The following is a 19876-nucleotide window of genomic DNA, read 5'->3' as shown; positions in this document are numbered from 1 at the left end:
TAAAGGAGATATAAAATTGAAATTGATCGATACAATTTTACGTTATCCAGTCAGTACTGTTGTTAATCGTGACGGTATTTGTAGAATTAGAACGTTTATAAATAGTTCAAAGGAATTATTTGTTGTAATTACAGAAATTGATGAATATAATCCGTCAGCGTCTGTAACCAATTCAATTGAGAACATAAAAATGACTTTGCTTCAACGAGGTTTAATTACAGATAAATATATTATTATTGAGCATTATGAAGAAGAATATATAAAAGCTTCTACATTTGACATTGTATCTTTTGATAACGATAATCGTCCAAGCTGGTCTCCAAAAAATATATCTAAAATATTAGAATTGTTAGAAGAAAATGTATCAGAGTTTCATGAACGAACCATTCAAATTAAGCGATTATTCAATGAAATTATGAAGATAAGAAACCAAATTGATCCGTATTTAGATTTACCATATAGTGAAAATCATGAAGTTATTAAACGTAGACTAGAAATAGAAGAGAATCACATCAGTAAAAAGGAAATTGAAGACCTGATTTTTAATGGTTCTAAAGAACAAGATATTCAAAAGTTGCTTAAAAAAGATTTGTCTATTTTCGGCGAATTATATGCAAGACCGAATGAAGAGTATATATGCTTTTCAGAATTCCCATTGTTAAATGGAAGTATTGATTTTGTAGTATTTAGTGGAAGATCACGCATGGATGTAATATTAATTGAAGTAAAAGGAGCAAGCTTTAATCTAGTTAATCAGAGGGGGTATAAAAGTTTTTCTAGTAAGATAGAAGAGGCTGCTGGACAAATACGTAAAAGATTAGGAGATATTCATAGGAATTATCAAATGTTTAGGGAGAATGTTCATAACATAAGAAAAAAAGTAGAATCTGGACAAAAATTGTATAATTCTTTAATTGGACCTGAAGGCAATTTAGAAGTCGATGAAAACAAAGATATTTCTATTCAAGCTGTACTTATTGGTGGAAGAACTGTTAAAGATATTGAAGAGAGTATCAAAAGACATGATTACGAGAACACTTTTAATCCTAAAGTTAGAATAGAGTCGTGGGACACTTGGCTGAAAAAAATTAAAAGAATTTAATAAACTGTAGTATAGTAATATACAAAAATACACCTCTGCAGGTTTAAATATTGCAAAGGTGTATTTTAGCTAATCACTTTATTTATTGTAAGCTAATCGTTCTGCAACATATTAATTGTTTACTCTTTCCCAATCGCAATCTGATTCTCCTCATAACTAATCCAGTCACTCCAACTTCCACTATACAACTTCACATTCTTATACCCAGCTTCGTTCAGCGCTAACACATTCGGACAAGCCGACACGCCAGAACCACAATACACAATAATCGGCTGTTCTTTATCCAATTCTGCAAAATGCTTCTCCAACTGCTCCACATCATCATATCGATCTTCTTCACCATGTCGAGTATCTAGCCAGAAATAATTGACTGCTCCTGGAATATGTCCAGCTTTGGGATCAATGGGTTCTTCCAGTCCCAAGTAACGTTTGTGTTCACGAGAATCAATCAGTACAGGCAACGAAGCATTGTCCTGAGTCTGAGCATAAGCTTGAGACACCTGACGAACTTCTTCAACATCTGCTAACAGTTCAGGCTGTACATTTGGAACGAAAGTGGTTGGAATCACAACAGGCTGATCGCTAGTGACAGGGAAGTTAGCATTTTTCCAAGTGGTAAATCCTTCGTTCAATACATACACTTGCTCATGTCCTACATAATGAAGCATCCACCACAATCTAGCAGCATTAAGCCCTTTGTTATCGTCATAGACCACGACACGACTATTTGAATGAATTCCAGCTTTGCCAAGAGTGAGTGCCAGTTGATCTACATCAGGTAACGGATGGCGACCACCATGTGCTGTAACAGGAGCCGACAAATCTGTTTCCAGATCAAGATAGACTGCACCCGGAATATGTTCTGCCTGATAAGCGATAGCCCCAGCAGGTTTGTCATTAAGCCAGAACCGACAATCTACAATAACCATATCCGGTTCATATAAGCGAGCAAGTAGCCATTTCATTGATACTATATTTTGCATAATATGTAGCTCCTTCTATACTGTAATGTCTTTTTGTATAGTGTACATGATATTTCAACAGGTATCTATTTGGAATAAGTAAAGACGTTTAACAAACTTCATATAAATAGCAGATATAGCGTTAACAAAAGTACCGTAAGATGTGGAAAGTACATAGATACGCACTGTTGAGGAGGATTTACATTATTATGAAATTATCCAAGTTTAAAATGCTAGGACTATCCCTGACGTTATCTGTATTCGCAGGTACGGTTGGTGGACATTATTCGCATGCGGCAGAAGCCAAAGATGCTTTGACTCCTGTTAAGCCAGCATGGGGTTATTTTGTAGAAAATTATAAAAACAATACGAAAGACCATCTGTCTGTATCTTCCAATCCTGTGATTGGTGTGTTATCTGGATTTGAAAAGTTATGGACGCCGGGTACGACATGGGATTCTGGGACAGCAGTGAATAGCAAAATTCTAGACCATAATATTCAAATGGTTATAGATATCGCCAAAAAGCGTACAGCCAGTCAAGCGGAAGCGGCTTATCTGGATGATCGCCGCAACCAGAGTTACAGTGTCATGGACGGTCTAGGTTCACTGACAGATGTGTATCGCAAAGATGCAGGAGCAACGACAACGATTACAGACGTTCCGGCAGATGCAACAACAAAGAAGTATGATGATGAAGGGAATAATGCAGGTGATCCTAACTCCAGTCTTGGAAGTGTTGTTAGTCTGGTGAACAAGTTACGTGGAGATTATTCATCGAGTAATCCAGCCAAAAGCTTTTTCAATTACAAACGTCCTTTCCGTTGGGATTCGCCAGCACTGGTTATTCCAACATTAGTTCCACAGATTAAGTCTGATCCTACGTCTGATGGTGGATTCCCAAGTGGACATACGAATGCGGCATATTTAAGTGCTTTTGCAATGGCTTATGCTGTTCCAGAACGCTATCAGGAGCTATTGACGCGTGCTTCTGAACTTGGAAATAACCGAATAGTTGCAGGCATGCATTCTCCTTTTGATGTGATGGGTGGACGTGTGATGGCGACCGCTCTATCTGCGGCGATTTTGAATGATCCAGCGAACAAAGAGTTGAAAAAGCAAGCATACCAACAAGCTCAAAAAGTATTAATAACACAAACAGGAACAGCGCCAGACCGCTTCAGCGATTACCAAGCAAATAAAAAAATGTATACCGAACGCTTAACATACCATTTCCCGCAAGTATCTGCTAAAGACCAACCTGTAACCGTACCTAAAGGGGCAGAAGTATTGTTAGAAACCCGCCAGCCGTACTTGAACGACCAACAGCGTCGTGCTGTGTTGGCAACAACAGGAATTCCTTCCGGTTATCCTGTATTGGATGATGCCGAAGGGTGGGGACGTTTGAATTTATTTGCCGCAGCCGATGGATATGGTGCATTTATGAGTAATGTTACAGTGACGATGGATGCTTACAAAGGTGGATTCAATCAGGAAGATCACTGGCGTAATGCTATCGCCGGCAAAGGCGGTCTGATTAAAAAGGGAACAGGAACGCTTTATCTAGAAGGTAAAAACACATTTAGCGGAAATACAATGGTGATGCAAGGTACACTCGAAGGAACCACAGCGACAGCTTTTGGACGTGGAAATGTTACGAACCAGGGCGGTACACTTGCAGAGCAGACTGCTGGCGTGTGGATGATTGATGGTGATTTCAAACAAAATGCTAAAGGTACACTGGAACTGAATATCGGAAGCAAAGCAGATCTTTTGAAAATCAAAGGAAAAGCTAGTTATAACGGTAAGCTACAATTGAACTTTACCAATAACTATGTGCCAGCAAATGGTATGAAAATTGTAATCAGCAAGAAATCTGTGCAACATGGACAATTCTCTTCGATCACGACAACAGGATTACCTAAAGGTTATAGTGTCAAAGCGATCTATACTAATACTAGTGTGAAATTAAAAGTGAGCAAAAAATAATTAAATATTGCGTAGTGATTGATATCGCTAAAGCCATCTTATAGATGGCTTTTTGTTTGTGCTTTTTTATCTTATATAGCAAGCGATCTTTATATAGTGTATTTAAAATCCTGCGTTAATTCGTTGTCTAATAGTTCAATGTCTTCTCCTTGTTGCTGGCGGATATAAATATTTTCTGTGCCCCATGCACACATCATTTCTATAATAGTATTGGCAGTTCTGCCGTATTCGGTTAAAGAGTATTCGACTTTGGGAGGCATTTGCTGATAGACATATCGACTGACTAGCCCATCTTGTTCAAGCTCACGTAATTGCTGAATGAGTACTTTTTGCGAAATGCCTTGAATATTGCGTTGTAATTCACTGGTACGCATCTTATCAGATAACATTAACAAACAGATGATCAAAGCTTTCCATTTCCCACCGATTATTTCAAGTGTCGCTTCTATACCTAAATGATATTGCTTCATTCTATATCCCTCCGTTTAAGCTATTTTGCTGTCCAGATCGAGCTGGGATCACCGTTGATCACAAGCTTGATTCTTTATTGTTACACCAGATCGAAGGTAAAGTCTATACACACTTTAAAGTAAGTACATGACTTTATTGTGTGTATTTTCTTTTCCGTCAAGCTATATCATAATGGCAATATTCTCCCATAACGAAAGGAAATCAGATCTGATGAAAACTTTGATTATATTAGCACATCCTAATCTTGCAACGTCCAAAGTCAATAAACGCTGGCACCAGGAGTTGCTTAAGTACCCGGATCAAGTCACTATTCATGAGTTATATCAAGCGTATCCTGATTGGAATATAAATGTAGCTCAAGAACAACAATTACTGGAAGCCTATGACCATATTATTTTACAATTTCCATTTTACTGGTATAGCTATCCACCGTTACTCAAAAAGTGGTTAGATGATGTATTTTTATATGGATGGGCGTATGGATCGTCTGGTAATAAGCTGAACGGTAAAAAGATAGGCTTAGCGATAGCGATTGGAAACAAGCAGGAAAATTATCGTCCAGAAGGTTCGGTCACGTTTACAGTCGAACAATTACTGAGTCCATTTCAAGCCAGTATGCAACATATAGGAGCTATAGCGTTGCCACACTTCGCTATGTTTGGCGCATCTTTTCAAGCAACAGAACAACAAATTGATCAAAGTGCAAAAGACTATATCAACTACATTATAGAGCATCAGAGTGAACCTGATCGCAAATAATATAGTGGATAAAAGATAGCTTTATCTCAGTAGAGATGGTTTATCGTAAGAAATAAAATAGATATACATTAGACCGAAAATAAGCTTAATGAAAAGCGAGTTCACTATACGACATGTTTCCTTTTGTAATTCCTGTTAGTAATTCTTTTAGTACTCTTTTTATTTATTGCTTGTATTTATACATCTCTCTCTTTTAGAAAAAGGCTTGAGCCAGTAGCGTTCCAGTATAACGTTTGTATTTCGGTTCAAGTCTTTTTTTTGTTACACTCAGGGTAACGATAAATTAGAGGAGAACATCATCATGAATATCAACGACATGTTTGCGCAGTATTCGCTATGGATTTATGCGGGCATAGCGATAATTGCGATATTGATCATCATACTTGTAATCAAAAGTATATCGCGCCGAAGAGCCAGAATACGCCGACAACAGCTTGATCCTTACCGTATTACGATGCAGGATATCGATCAAATGGAAGGATCAGAATTTGAACGCTATTTATACCACTTTTTCACCGAATTAGGATATGAAGATACATACAAAACGCAGGGGAGTGGAGACTTCGGAGCAGATCTGGTATTTACCGATCGAGAAGGAATACGCAACGTACTGCAAGCCAAATGCTATGCTGAACATAACAAAATCGGACTGAGTGCTGTACAAGAAATTTATTCGTCGATGCGTTATTATGAAGCTGACAAATGTATCGTACTGACATCCTCTTATTTTACCAAAGCTTGTGAAACACTTGCCGGAGTCAATGCTGTAAAGTTACTGGATCGCAACGATCTTATTCAATTGATCGAAGATTTTAAGTCCAACGATCATGAAGAAGCGATGGACATCATTGAAAGTGAACCTGTTATTCTTTCTTCCCCCTGGCAACAACAAACAAATCGAAGATCAACTTATCGTACACGTAAAAGCAGATAAAAAGGCTATCTTCCCTAATCCGGAAGTAGCCTTTTTTTTGATTCATTTTGATTCACTTTAACAATAATCAAGTAGAATGATTTGATGTAAAAGTAAACATATTAAATACTTAAATTTCATTAAAAGAAATAACTTGAAATACTATGATACAAGCCATAATTTCCTATACTTGTTGTAGATTTTTTAAGGTATATAAAATGATCATCTCAATCGAAGCGGAGGGAAATAATCGTACTGAAAGAGCGAAGCGTTCGCCTTTAAGGATAGATATCGACTGCTCAGCAGTCTATCAAGATATCTGTCCTTAACAGCGACGACAAGAACGATTATTTCTCCCACAGTGTTGAACTCCCAATTCATTGCATATCATTTATGCATCGTGTTGCATTTTATTTCTCCCTCTCTACCATTTCTTCTTCTGTCGCCATCAGATCAGGAGGTACTAACGCTTCAGTTTTGTCTTTACCGAATCGAATAAATACCCATACTCCGAGTAAAATCAATACACCAGCACCTAATTGAATACCTGTTAACGATTCGCCCAGTAACCAGAAAGCAAGCAGTGAAGCAAAAACAGGTTCACCCAATACCGCCATAGACACAGCACCAGCATTCATATATTTCAACAGCCAGTTAAACAAATAATGTCCAAATAGAGTAGGCACAATAGCGAGTAACCAGAATACGCCCCAATCTTTAGCAGCATAACCGGTAAACGGAATATCATTGAACAGATTGTAAAGTGCCATTACACTACCTGCAATAAAGAATACCCAGAAATTATAAATTAAAGCTTCCATATGAGAACGAATATGTTTGCTGATCAGCATATGTATAGCCACTGCAATCGTACCAAGAAACGATAAAATATCGCCTTGTAATGCTGTTCCTGAAAGGGCAAAATCTCCCCAACCGATCGCCACCGATCCGATAACAGCCATACCCATACCGATAATCATAAATCGATTTGTGTGGGTGCGGAATAGAAAATAGGAGCCAATAACGACCATAATCGGTTCCAGTGTCAAGATCACAGTGGAGCTAGCTACAGTAGTTAAGCGTAGCGAACCCATCCAGAGCAGGAAATGCAGAGCAAGCATCAAGCCTGAAATTCCTAACATCAACCATGTTTTGGGCTGAATCTGAAATAGTTCTTTGCGATAGCGAATCGCAAGCGGTAATAATAGTAAATTGGTGAAATATAATCGGTACATACCGATCACCGATACTTCTGCATCTGACCAGCGAATAAAAATAGAAGAAAACGAAATAGCCAGAATACCAATTACATAAAGAATTTCTAAAGGAATAGCAGGACTCTTAGAGGGTGCATGTGGATTCATAGGTGTGCTCCTAAATATAAGTATAATATTGGTTTATTTTTGAAGAATTATGCCTTTATGATTATACTCTATCCCTTACAAGCTGGAAACGATTACTCGAAAATCTTCCTATTGACACAATAAAAATCTTTAGTACTAGTAAAAAAGAACCATTTATTTCTATTTTTTAAGAAAAATAGGTCTAAAGATAAAACTCTTAACATCTTGCTTTTTAGTTTTTATTTATAAAAAATGCTTTTATATCAATGATTATATGTTATTTTGTTAATAAAGTATTAAAAATAGAAGTAGTACTTTTATACTAAAGTAAAAACATTTTTAATCCTTTTTAGACAAAATAAGGTATCCGCACTAAACGGAGGGTACTTTCATGCATGGACATATAACCATTTTTACGGATCATATCCGAAATATTGACTACGAAAATGTTATTTATTTTTACGAAACATCGTTTTGTGATCAACCGGATGAACTGGAAATGTATGAGACTGCACGTTGTTGCATTATCGCGTATACAGATCCTGAACGAACTGTACAAACGGCTAATCAGATCAGACTGTATTTTCCACAAATGGCACTATTGTTAATTACTGATGTTGCTCAGCCTGTTAGTGATCAACATCTCGTGCGCATTACAGGAGTAGGTCGATTGCGATTATTGTACTGGAAAGATAATCATAGCGAAGAAATGCTCTCTGAAATTCAAAGTTTGTTGTATCCCGAATATCCAGCTAAAAGCCCGCATATTGCTTTTATTTTGTCGGTGTACAACGAAGAAGAGCGGTTTATTCATGTGAAAAAATTTGCAGAACGATTGCAAACGTTTATACGCAGTCATCTGGTAGAAGGTTCTATCTATGTCATAGACGATGGAAGCTTGGACAGAACGCAGCATCTTTTAGAATCGTTAGAACATTCAACAAGTATGGTGATCAATCGAATTAATCGTAATGCTAGCCCGCTTTTCAAAGCCCAGCAATTAGAGCGTAATACACGCAAAGCAGGCACCTATTTAGAAGGAATGCGCACGATAGAAGCTGATTATTATGTATTTGTCGATGCAGATGATTCCTTTTTTATCGAAGATATTGCCAAAATGATCAATGTGGTCAGGCAAGGATATTACGATGTAGTGATTGGCACCAAAGACATGACCGCCGAAAATCGGTCACTGGTACGTTCAATAGTCAGCTTTTGCAAACGGCAGATTTGTAGGCCATTTTTGCCAACGGGTGTGATTGATTCACAGACCGGTCTCAAAATTATGAGTTCTGTAGCCGTAAAGCGAATGTTTCCTCATCTAAAGCAAGAGCTTGGACTGGCAGTTGATCTGGAAATGATGTTTATCGCCAAACGATTACAATTACGTGTGTTACAGATTCCTGTCAAATGTATTGACCGCGAAGGTTCGCATATTGAAGTGTGGAAAGATTCAGCTCGCTTTTTGCGATCTTTAATCGATATCTGGCGACTGGATCGGCGGGTGCGTTAAAATGATCAGTCGGGTACGTGCTATCTTTTTTCCTTTTTTTAATGTGTTACTAAACGGGTTTAATTTTTTCTTTCATATTGCGGCTAGTTGGTATTTAACAGGGGCTGCTTATGGACAAGCAAATGCCTTACTGGCTTTGTTCGCTTTATTGTCAGTTATGGGCTTATCGGTTCAACTGTTAACAGCCAAAGTGGTTTCAAAAGAAGATCGAACATTAGCGCTCAAGCAATTGCCTTTAGGTGCATTGTTGATCAAAACACCCATAATATTGAGTCTGGCTTCATGTATTATCCTATTGATGCTTTTACCTGTATTGCGTTCGATGCTTGGCGTTGATGCTAGTTCATTACTACTCCTTTACATACTTGTTTTCCTGCATACGATTGTGAGTATGACCCGTGGTGATATGCAAGGCAAAGAACGTATGTTAGCGCTCAACATTAATTATTATATCGAAGTACTTGGTAAATTGACGGTCTTTTTTATACTGGCAACTTCAGGATTTACATTAAAAGCTGTATTGATTGGCAGTTGCGCAGGAATGTTATTGTCATTGATACATGGATGGATATTCAGTATTCGTCAGCATAGAGTATCGTCTACAGCTGCACAGACCCATCAGTTATCAGGTATTTGGAAGTCACTTGGTCAGGATTTTACAGATAGTCTGATTACCAATCTGTTTGTATTGTTTTTTATTTCTATCGACATGATTGTAGTACAGCATTATTTCCCTGTACAAAGCAGTGGGTATGCTATTGCACTGAAATATAGTCAACTTGTCTATTATGTCTCGTATAGTCTGATCGCAGCTTTTATCCCCAAGTTGGGAGCTAACGGTGATAACAAAAAAGGATTACGTCAATTGATCGGTATCTACAGTGGATTGATGTTTTGCGCGGCGATCTGTGTGTATATCGGAACTACATTTATTTTTCCGATGTCGATTCCATTACTATTTGGCACCGCTTATCAATCCGCAGAACAATATTTAATACTGGGTGGTTGGGTATACTGGTTATTTTCAATTGTGCTCTTTTTCGTACATGTTCACGTACTGATGGGACGGCGTACATTTATGTGGGGAATGCTTGCTGGAGCTATATTGTTGTTGATTTCATTTGGCTCATGGCATACAAGCCCGCAAAGCTTTTTGTATGCTGAACTTTGCTTATATAGCGTGTTAGCTATTTATTTTATTATCGATGCGTGGAGGTATTTATATCCACGTCAGACGATCCGATCCAATTCTGTTCAGCCGCATGACCCTACTATTTTGAATTGAAGGAGCAAGATTATGGATTCTATCAATGTAAAAAAAGATCAAATCACTATTCTACTATTATCATGGCGTGATATTCGTTCTCCCAAAAGTGGAGGCGCGGAAATTTTTACTCATGAAATGTTAAAACGTTCCCAGCAAAATCGCTATCGTTTTATCCATTTTGCTCCTCAATTTGCAGGATTACCGGCTGAAGAAGAGATCGATGGAGTGACCTATATTCGTCAAGGTAATATCTATAGTGTGATCGGTCATGCGATTCGGTATTATCGTCAACATCGTAGCGAAATTGATTATGTGGTCAATCAATCCAATACACATCAATTCTTCACTTCATTCTGGGTAGAACCAGCCAAACGCATCTTTTTTATCCATCAATTAACTCGTGAGATCTGGTATGAAAATGCTAGCTTTCCACTGAATCATATCGGTCATGCACTGGAACCATGGATGCTGAAGTTAGCGCAAAAAGATCAGACAATCACTGTATCACCGTCGACTCGTTATGATTTGTTGCAACTGGGCTTTGACGCCAAGCGTGTTCATTTATTGCCAGAAGGAATTGAATTTGAGCACTGGCAGCCAGAGCAATTTTTACCGAAAGAAGAGCAACCTACTTTTATGTATGTCGGTCGATTTGTGAAATACAAAGGAATTGATCTGGTATTTCAAGCTTTTGGCGAATTGAAAAAGAAATTTCCGCAGGCTAAATTGTGGATTGCTGGTCGCACGAATGAAGAGTATGTACAGTGTGCATTGTTGCCGATTATGAATCAATATGGATTAACGTATGGCAAAGAAAATGATCCAGAAGTAGATGTGATTTTTCATGGATTTGTCTCTGAAGAACGCAAGCTTGAATTGATGAGCCGGGCGCAAGCATTGGTATTTCCATCCTTACGTGAAGGATGGGGATTGACGGTAACCGAAGCGGCGGCTGTAGGTACACCAAGTATTGTTAGTAACTCTCCAGGGCTTGTTGATGCGACTGATTTTGGCAAAGCAGGCTATCTCTGCTTTCATGGCGATGTAAAAGGATTATCCGAGCAAATGGAACGTGCCGCAATGGGCGGAGAAGATTATGCAGGTATGCGTAAGCGTGCATATGAATATGCGCTTAAATTCCATTTTAATCATACCGGAGCAGCGTTCGATACATTTGTTGATCATCTGGTAAAGGAGGCACAAGAGCATGGACAAAGTCGTCATCCTCTTCTCCACGTACAATAATGAACAAACGGTAGTGGATTGTCTACGTAGCTGTATGAATCAGCATGATTATCAATCTCTTCATATCGTTGTTGCAGACGATGGTTCTAGCGATCATACGGTTCAGACGATTCAGCAGTTGTCCGAAGAGAGTATTGTTCCGATCACCGTATTGGCATTGCCTCATGGAGAACGTGGGGTAGCGCGAGTTACAGCGATTGAGGAAGCACAGCGATTGAATGCAAAGTATATATTTGTGATTGATTCTGATATGATTTTGGCGAATCAGCTAGTAAGTCAGTGTACTTCATTTTTGAATGAACATCCTGAAGTGGGGGCACTGGTTGTACCGGAAGAAGCCTATTCAACAGCAACTAACTTCTTTTCTAAAGTGAAAGTGTTTGAGCGTAATGTAATTAATAATGCAGGAGAGCAACTGGGTAAGCGTTCGATAGAAGCAGCAAGATTCTGGCGTATAGATGCTTATGAATCAACAGGTGGATTTAATGCCGATCAAATCGCATTTGAAGAAATTCAACCGACATTACGTTATGTAGAAGAAGGCGGAGAGATTCGGCGTGCTACTTTTACGCGTATTTACCATGATGAAAAGCAAGTATATCTGAATGATGTATTACGTAAAAAAGCGTATTATTTCTCCGTAATGGATCGTACTCTTTCTACAGAAGAAGGAGGATTACGCAAAGCGTTAGAGCGATGGTACTTTTTCCGTCCGGTATTGTATTCACGTGACAATCTGATTTGTTATCTACGTCATCCGTTGTTAACAGTCGGAATGGTATGGATGTATATCTGCCTTAGCGTGCTCGGGGTAACTGCACTTTTGCAAAGCAGTTCCCGTTCTGCCCAATCGTTACCTATTAATGAAAATAAATAAATCGCAATAAAGTATCTCCAAAAGTTAACTGGCGGATATTGCAAATCGATGATTGATAATTTTCAAGTTCGTGACGAGGAATATACAACGAATGTGAATCTAACTGAATACCGTCATAGCTCGGATGAAGCAGAGATTGTCCGACTGTATACAGGTGAGCGAACGAGTGATGATGAGCAATAACCAGATGATCATGATTGAGCAATACATACGGTTGATCGGTTACCTTCATCATATCGATAATAAATGCCGATAAATGATTGGCGAACTGTTGCTCAGCATGGTGAGCCAATTGATTTCGTTCGGCTTGTTGTAAGGCTTCATAAAATATCTGCTTCAACGAGTCAGTGAGTTCTAACGGTTTGGTAAGAAATTTGAAAATTCCCACTTGATTAATCGCAGCTAGCATCGATTGTGTATGTAAATGACCGGATAAAATAATGCGGACGACATGGGGATAATCTGCTTTCATCATTGTTAAAAAAGCAAGCCCATCGATACCTGGCATTAGCAAATCAGATACAACAACATCGATGTGGTGTTGCTCAATAATCCGTAAAGCTTCTTTGGGATTATTAGCCATATGAATGTGAAAATTTTCCTCTTCTAACCAGCGTTCAAGAATCGTTAATACCATCTTATTATCATCAACAAACAGAATACTTTGGGTTTTCATAAGCTCTGGATAACTCCAATCATAGGTTCAGAAATGAGGAACTACATGTATAATATCAATATTTTGGCATTTTTAAAAGATACGAGTGTAGCTTGCGAACTGCGCTTATTTTGCGAACGATTCAGTTCAGCCGAGCATGCACTATGGGAAAAAGGAATGCGTTTATTTCACCAATATCAAGGAAATCAGCATGCCAATCTGACATTAACTGTATCTCATGGACTCAAACATATGGATGAAACTTACGACATTTATATCGTGAATCTTCGCGAGTATACGGAAGAAGAATTAGACCTTCTGTATATCGCGAAGCATTGCGAACTGTTGCTCCTTAGCTACGGAGAACCCGAAGATGCTGTGCGATTTGCAGCACTGCAACGCCGAACACCGCACTTATGGTGTGCACGATTGCCATTGGTTACATTTGAACTGGAATGTCTTATGCAAGCGATACTGTATCGTTTGGAGCAACGCAAAGGAGAGAAATCGTCATGAAAGGTTGGGCTTTTATTAGACCCATATGGCAACGGCTGATTTTGTATGCAGTTGTTATGGGCATTTCAGCGGTGTTGCTATTTGCAATCCAATGGTTTGCTGTTCGTGAATATCAGACACAGATTACAGAGATTAGTGAAACACGTCTGCAAGATATTGTGCAAGCTACTTCTACCAATATCAATAGCCAGTATCAGACGTGGCAAGTAGAACTTAATGAATTGGCAGCGACGATTGGCAAAAATATATTGGATAATGCCAAACGATCTTATACCAATGGAATAACACGCAATCCAGGTGAATTCTATGTGCTGAACAATCAATATGAACTGATCGGCGGACATGATAACCCGGTAATGCAAGCCGCTGTCAAACAGATCCAAACGTTACAAAATGGCTGTGGGATTACAGGATTTACGACAGAAAATAATCAACCTGTACAATATATGATCTGTCGGATCAAAGGTACAAGCCAAAATGGATTTGCAGTGCGTACGATTGATACCGCTATGTTAACCCAACGCATTATAGCTGATCCTACTCATTATGAGACATTAATCTATAATGAAGAATTCAAAGTAGTAGGATCACGGACATCAACAGATATCGGTAGAGTCGATATTACAACAGTTACTAAGAAATTACTAGACGGTAACACAGGAATAGTCGAAGACAATCATCTCAAATACGGCATTGGATTCAGTCGTATTGATGATGATCATGCGCTGTATATCGCTGTTCATGAAATGGATAACGATACTGTCAAAAATGTAAATCAGTTCCGAAATCGGATGTTGTTAATCTATATACCGATTTTGTTTATAGCGGCTATTGTAATGGTCTTTTATCGTAGACGTGTGATCAAAGACAATACCATCAATACTCAAGTACGGGATCAACGTCGTGAAGAAGATTTAAAACAGCAACAAGATACGTACTATTTGCCGATGTTGCAATCGATGGAAGAACAGTTACAACAACTACAGAATCGAACAACACGCTTAACAGGTGGAGATGATCTGAAGTTGCTTGGTTTTTATAATAATTTAGCAGACAATTTAGAAGCTTCTGCCAGTCGAGGAGATTCTGCATCACGCGCTGAACTTGAATTTTTCCGCGAGCTGAATCAGAATTTCACACAAGGACGATTGAAGCAAGAGTCTTATATTGCTGAACTGGCTCTATCTGTACAAGAATTGCGTGAAGAATTAGAGCAGAAGATGCATGGTGCAGCAGGTATTCATTTTGCCGATATGAATGAAGTGATTACAGAGTCGTTGAAATGGGCGAATCGTGCGCTGGATATGAAAGGGATTGAAGTGATCGTGAAGCAGGAGCCTGTATCTCCGATCGCTGCTCAATCTGCTATGTTGTATCGCACAATTCAAGGATTGGTCGAAAATGCAGTAACAGCGATGGCACATCATTATGAAGCACCAGCAGATATGAATGAACAAGGTGCATTTGCACCCAGATCCAAGCGAGCGAACAAAACACTTAAAATCAGTTCACGTATGGAAGAAGAAGAGATTGTAATTACGATAGAAGATACAGGTGGAGGTATTGATGATAAGATGCGCTGGAATTATTTTCAGTCGGATTATTCTCAAAACAACAATGCAGATACGATCAGTCTGTATCATATGGATGCTTTTCTCAAAACGATTGGCGGACGACTCAAATTGCGTAATACTGATCGCGGATTACAAGCGATTATTCAATTGCGACGTTAATTACGATGTAGTTTGAAGTGATGATATCTAAGTGATCTCTAGCTACAGTATTCAACAAGTAGATAAAACATAGGAGTAGAAAGGAGGCTGTCGTATGAAAAAATGGATCGAAATGTATCGTTATGATCTGGTAGCTGTCATGATTATGCTGGCAGCCATCCTGTTGTTTTTACTTCCTATTTATAGCCCGGGACAAATTGTTTTTAGCGATATTGCTTTTGGAGCAACTTCTCATCGTTATTTAGAAGAAATTGCAGGGGTATGGAATGAGCGCTGGTCGACGTCTACTTTATTTAATGCACCACGTATTTTGTATATTCTGCCTTTCTATTTATTATCATTAGTATTCGGGGAAAGTGGCCCTGTGTTGCTCAAATCATTTATTACAGGGTTATTATTTATTTCTGCTTTTTCGATGTATGCTTTTGCTAAGCGGTTAGTTAGTGTGTATTATTCGCCTAGTTTTACCAAAACACGTATTTTTGCGATAGTGATCGGAGCCTTATTTTATGCGCTGAATCCATGGGTTGTTTTTCGTATTCAGCATATTTATTTATTATGCGGGTACAGTCTGTTTCCGTTAGTGTTGCGATTTTTCTTTAGTAGCTTTGATCCGAAGTTTCAGAAGCAACAGATTCATCATTATCATCTACATAAATTATATCAGCGGAATTGGATCGATCTTTTTATGTTGGCAGCGGTATTTACTATTAGCGCAGCCGCGATCCATTATTTCTTTTTTGGCATGATCTATTTAGCATTTTTTACAGCTCTTTTATTAATCAAATTAACATGGACGTATAGACAAAATGGTTGGGCTTTTTTAAAACCTTTATATATTAATTTTGCTCGTAAATGGCTCATTTTTGGCTGTTTTTTCGGCTTATTAAGTTTTTACTGGTTGTCTTTGTATATGGGAAGTATCCTTATGGATGCACAGGCGTCCCAGCACAATATCAATGTGGTTGATACGTTATCGTTATTTAGCCGTAACAGTACACTGAAAAATGTCGCTTATTTGCTAAGTTACTGGTGGCCTATGTTTCCATTATCCAGTCTACCGATCGTATTTTATATCGGTGGTGGGGTGTTATTACTGCTTATCGGATATGCGATGGTCACTCGTTCACACAAAAATCCAATTATTTTGATTTTCACTTTATTAACATTATTCTTTTTGATTGCAGCTACTGGAACTACTTTTCCTTCGATTGCTGGATTTTTTGTGATTTTGGTAACCAAGACACCTGTGATCGGTTCTGTTTTTCGTGATCCAAATAAATTTATTGGGTTGATAGCTTTGAATTTTGGAGTGCTGTTGACGTTTGGGATTATACAGTTACTTGAATGGTTCGGAAGTTCCAGAATACAGCGAATAATCAAACATACTGCTTTTGTAGCGGTGATTGCGTGTCTGATTATTTATGTAACACCTTTGCGTACGCAATTTGTAGCAGGGTACTATAAGCCAGTGACAGTGCCTAAAGAATATACCGAAATGGCAAATAAATTAACAGATCCTGATCGTTATGATAGCAAAGCGTTATATTTCCCGATAGCAGATAATATGATTCAGAGTTTTAACGGGGTAGCTACACCTTACTGGAATAAAGGCGAGACATCGATGCAAAAAGCGACCGGTGATTTTCAAGTCTATTCTTCACCTAAAAACACAATTTTTCACCATGAAGGTAACGATCCAAGTATTACGTATTATATAAATTTTCTAGAGTATATGTTGGACAATGGGTTAAGCTCGAAAATGGGTTCATTGTTCTCTACGTTTGGTATTAATCAGCTTGTCTATCATAACGAATATGAAGGACAGGAAAAGCGGCAACAATTTCAATTATCGATGCTAGAAGATCAGGCGGGATTGAAGCGAACGTATCAAAATTCGATCTTTTCAATCTTTCAATTGGATCAGGCGCCTAATTATATGAATATTTTACCTGCCAAAGTGGTTACACCATACGGATATAGCCGCTTGGAAAGTTATAGCCATCAACCTGGTTTTAATTTCAATCAATTCGGTGTGTTGTTCACTACGCTGAATCCGAAGCTGAATACGATCCAGACTGTGCGTAAAGGCGATTATGTTGAAGCTTCTTCGTATAATGATTTATTTTTATCGCAATTGCCAGAAGCAGATTATTTACGTCCATTTGATGCGATCGAAGATGGAAATGCGTTTTTAAAATGGTCTAAAACATTTGCTTCTACCAACGATTGGCTCTGGTATCTTTCTTCACAAAATATTAAAAATTTCTCATTCGATATGGAGATGGATGCAGGAATTGCAGTCACTTTTGCCAGTGAAAAATTAGACGTACAGCCTTATCAGATGAGCAAGCTTGAAGGACGAACTGTTGTCGATTTTGATTCATTATTACGAACTGAAAAGTTCTTTACACCTGATAATCCGCAAATGTTTAGTGTACAGGCAAATCCTCTGGAGGGATTAAATGATGTTCCTACTTTGCATGGAGAAATTATTAAAGGCGATGCCAACAATATCTGGCAAGTTGCCAAATCAGGCATGATCGAAGCCAAAGAAAATAATCCGTATCAATTCAATATTACTGCTTCAGGTAGAGGTACCAATAAAATGCATGTCAAAATGAGATTTTATGATGAGCATATGGATGAACTTGGAGTGAGTTATGTTGTGGCTCCTTCAGAAGAAAATAACTTCAACGGGGTAAATTTCTACGGGGAATATGTATCCCCACCAGGCAGTAAATGGATGCGAATTGATCTGTTAACCCAGCAACGTCCTGAACAAAAAAATTACTGGTGGATTCATGATATTCAGTTGTTAGATCTGGGGAAATATCGTAAGCCGAATACATTTACAATGCATAAAAAAATGGAGCAAGAGCAGACATCCCATGTGTATGCGAGAGTATTTATGAACAAGCAAGGTGGAGAACTGGTATTTGGATTGCCTGACAAACAGGTGAAGATCACTACTCAACACGAAGGAAGCAATCAGTTTGAATGGATTGATCTGGGAGAGCATCATTTTCCCGCAGGAGATTCAGCGATTACAGTCAATAATGTAAAAGGATTTAATGCGATCAACTTACTGGCGATTGTACCTACCGATCAAGCAGAGAAGTTATCATTTCCGGTAGAGCAAGCAGTGAAGCGAGGTAAATTATTTTTTACATTAGAAGCTGAAAATGATTTCTCCGGACAAGGGAATATGCAGACAGAACGTGCTTTTCCTTTGTTGAGTATGGGACGAGGAATCAGTTATCAACAAGGAACATTGCAGAAAAAAGTAGATGTTCTCAAAACAGCCAACTATTCTGCCTCGATTTTGGCAAATATTCCTTCTGGATATCAAGGTAACTTAACGATGAAATGGATCAATCAAAAAACAGGCGAAGTCATTTCCCGCCAGATAACAAGTGATCAAGCGTATACCCGATCGACAGAAAATACTACGACCAAAAATACAGTTATCGAGACATTGCCTGATCAAGATGGATTCGCCAAGCAAAAATTAAGTATTCCAGGATTACTGCGTAATTACGGGCGGATAGAGTTCAAGGATTTATTGCTAACGAAAGGCACATATCAATTGAAATTGGTATTGGATAGTCAGGTGCCTTCTCTAACGACCGATCAAGATATTCATTTGATGAAAGCGAATGAAGTGAATGTACTGCCAAGTGAAGAGACGAGCGAAAGCTTGCTTCAAAACAGTTCAGCCGAATGTATGACAGATATTCAGCCCGGTCATACACGCAAAGTAATATCTTCTCAAGGCATGTCGATCGAATATGCACCTAGTTATTCTTGTGATTGGAATATCTATGCTTCTCAAAAAATGAAAGCTAGTCCGTTAGAAGAATATTCAGTCACTCTGGATGCGATCTCACAACATGTCAAACAGCGTCATATGAAATTAGTATTTTTGAATGCTGATTCTCAGATATTGCAGACTTCTTATATTAATGAAGTAGAAGAAGAGGATAAAACGAAGTGGAACCATTACGATCAAATTATAAAAGCGCCAGCCGGAACCGCGATGATGCAGTTCCAAATGCTAGCGCATGCAGATCAGAAAGTAAAAGGTTCTTTTCAAATTAAAAATTACTCTATTATTCCGTATAAAGCGATGATCATGGTCGATCAATTCATGTTATTTGAAGGTCAAGATATCGATCAGTTTTTTACAGTTCCTTCACATAAAGCTACAATCAAAGCCAATCGTGAAAATTCGATGGAACGAAGTTTTATACTCAGCAATCCGAATCATGAGCAAGTGCTGATTCGTGAAACAGAATCGCCGAATCCGCTCTGGGAATTCCGCCTGAATGGAGAAACTCAGCGAGCAAGATTGGCTGTGAATGGCGTGACCACTGGGTTTATGAGCGAAGACAGTGGAAGTGGCACTGTTGTTATTATTCTAGCTTCTGCTTATCGTATAGGCTGGATACTGTTCGGTATAGGGATATTAGCTGGTATCGCTTGTATTCTTCCTTATAAACGCTGGAAAAAGCGAAGGCGAATGTAAAACA

15 protein-coding genes are annotated in these 19876 nt (G+C 38.5%); 11 read left to right on the top strand and 4 right to left on the bottom strand.

The window, feature by feature from the left end; translation table 11 throughout:
• The first annotated feature begins 16 nt into the window (after positions 1–16).
• The gene (locus QE450_RS13095) at positions 17–1102 is read left to right on the top strand and encodes a Shedu immune nuclease family protein (RefSeq protein WP_307299651.1); all 1086 of its coding nucleotides are present in this window, start codon (positions 17–19) and stop codon (positions 1100–1102) included.
• A 119-nt stretch (positions 1103–1221) separates the two neighbouring features.
• Here QE450_RS13095 and QE450_RS13090 read toward each other — a convergent pair whose 3' ends face one another.
• Positions 1222–2085: a sulfurtransferase gene (locus QE450_RS13090; RefSeq protein WP_307299650.1), complete on the bottom strand. Its 864-nt coding sequence runs from the start codon at positions 2083–2085 to the stop codon at positions 1222–1224.
• A gap of 188 nt (positions 2086–2273) precedes the next feature.
• On the opposite strand from QE450_RS13090, the gene QE450_RS13085 reads away from it, so the two are divergent.
• Complete coding sequence (locus tag QE450_RS13085) at positions 2274–4052, top strand: acid phosphatase (protein ID WP_307299649.1); 1779 nt, start codon at positions 2274–2276, stop codon at positions 4050–4052.
• 89 nt (positions 4053–4141) lie between these two features.
• Here QE450_RS13085 and QE450_RS13080 read toward each other — a convergent pair whose 3' ends face one another.
• A complete protein-coding gene (locus QE450_RS13080) occupies positions 4142–4522 on the bottom strand; it encodes a winged helix-turn-helix transcriptional regulator (protein WP_273613185.1) in 381 nt (126 codons plus the stop codon).
• Positions 4523–4733: 211 nt separating this feature from the next.
• On the opposite strand from QE450_RS13080, the gene QE450_RS13075 reads away from it, so the two are divergent.
• The gene (locus QE450_RS13075; protein ID WP_307299648.1) at positions 4734–5282 is read left to right on the top strand and encodes an NAD(P)H-dependent oxidoreductase; all 549 of its coding nucleotides are present in this window, start codon (positions 4734–4736) and stop codon (positions 5280–5282) included.
• A gap of 301 nt (positions 5283–5583) precedes the next feature.
• A complete protein-coding gene (locus QE450_RS13070) occupies positions 5584–6216 on the top strand; it encodes a restriction endonuclease (protein ID WP_307299646.1) in 633 nt (210 codons plus the stop codon).
• A 389-nt stretch (positions 6217–6605) separates the two neighbouring features.
• Here the strand turns inward: QE450_RS13070 and QE450_RS13065 are convergent, their stop codons facing one another.
• Positions 6606–7559 (bottom strand): DMT family transporter, encoded by a 954-nt coding sequence (locus tag QE450_RS13065; protein WP_307299644.1) that lies wholly within the window; start codon positions 7557–7559, stop codon positions 6606–6608.
• A 370-nt stretch (positions 7560–7929) separates the two neighbouring features.
• On the opposite strand from QE450_RS13065, the gene QE450_RS13060 reads away from it, so the two are divergent.
• From QE450_RS13060 to QE450_RS13045, 4 genes are read left to right on the top strand one after another with little or no spacing between them, the layout of a single operon-like run.
• A complete protein-coding gene (locus tag QE450_RS13060) occupies positions 7930–9051 on the top strand; it encodes a glycosyltransferase family 2 protein (RefSeq protein WP_273613181.1) in 1122 nt (373 codons plus the stop codon).
• Position 9052: 1 nt separating this feature from the next.
• Positions 9053–10336, top strand: a complete 1284-nt coding sequence (locus tag QE450_RS13055; protein ID WP_307299642.1) for an MATE family efflux transporter — start codon at positions 9053–9055, stop codon at positions 10334–10336.
• Positions 10337–10348: 12 nt separating this feature from the next.
• Positions 10349–11563, top strand: a complete 1215-nt coding sequence (locus tag QE450_RS13050) for a glycosyltransferase family 4 protein (protein WP_307299640.1) — start codon at positions 10349–10351, stop codon at positions 11561–11563.
• The gene (locus tag QE450_RS13045; RefSeq protein WP_301262837.1) at positions 11526–12440 is read left to right on the top strand and encodes a glycosyltransferase family A protein; all 915 of its coding nucleotides are present in this window, start codon (positions 11526–11528) and stop codon (positions 12438–12440) included. The genes QE450_RS13050 and QE450_RS13045 overlap by 38 nt, the downstream gene beginning before the upstream one ends.
• Here the strand turns inward: QE450_RS13045 and QE450_RS13040 are convergent.
• Positions 12424–13116, bottom strand: coding sequence for a response regulator (locus QE450_RS13040; RefSeq protein ID WP_273613177.1), 693 nt, complete (start codon positions 13114–13116; stop codon positions 12424–12426). The two genes, QE450_RS13045 and QE450_RS13040, sit on opposite strands and share 17 nt — an antisense overlap.
• A 45-nt stretch (positions 13117–13161) precedes the next feature.
• On the opposite strand from QE450_RS13040, the gene QE450_RS13035 reads away from it, so the two are divergent.
• From QE450_RS13035 to QE450_RS13025, 3 genes are all read left to right on the top strand, one after another.
• Positions 13162–13611, top strand: coding sequence for a hypothetical protein (locus tag QE450_RS13035; protein ID WP_273613176.1), 450 nt, complete (start codon positions 13162–13164; stop codon positions 13609–13611).
• The gene (locus QE450_RS13030) at positions 13608–15344 is read left to right on the top strand and encodes an ATP-binding protein (protein ID WP_307299637.1); all 1737 of its coding nucleotides are present in this window, start codon (positions 13608–13610) and stop codon (positions 15342–15344) included. The genes QE450_RS13035 and QE450_RS13030 overlap by 4 nt, the downstream gene beginning before the upstream one ends.
• 94 nt (positions 15345–15438) lie before the next feature.
• Positions 15439–19872, top strand: a complete 4434-nt coding sequence (locus QE450_RS13025) for an O-antigen polymerase (RefSeq protein ID WP_307299635.1) — start codon at positions 15439–15441, stop codon at positions 19870–19872.
• Positions 19873–19876 lie beyond the last annotated feature (4 nt).

The sequence above is a fragment of the Paenibacillus sp. SORGH_AS_0306 genome (assembly GCF_030819345.1).
GTDB lineage: Bacteria > Bacillota > Bacilli > Paenibacillales > Paenibacillaceae > Saccharibacillus > Saccharibacillus kyungheensis.
Note: the sequence above shows the minus strand (reverse complement) of the source record. Positions and strands in the feature narration are given on the sequence as shown.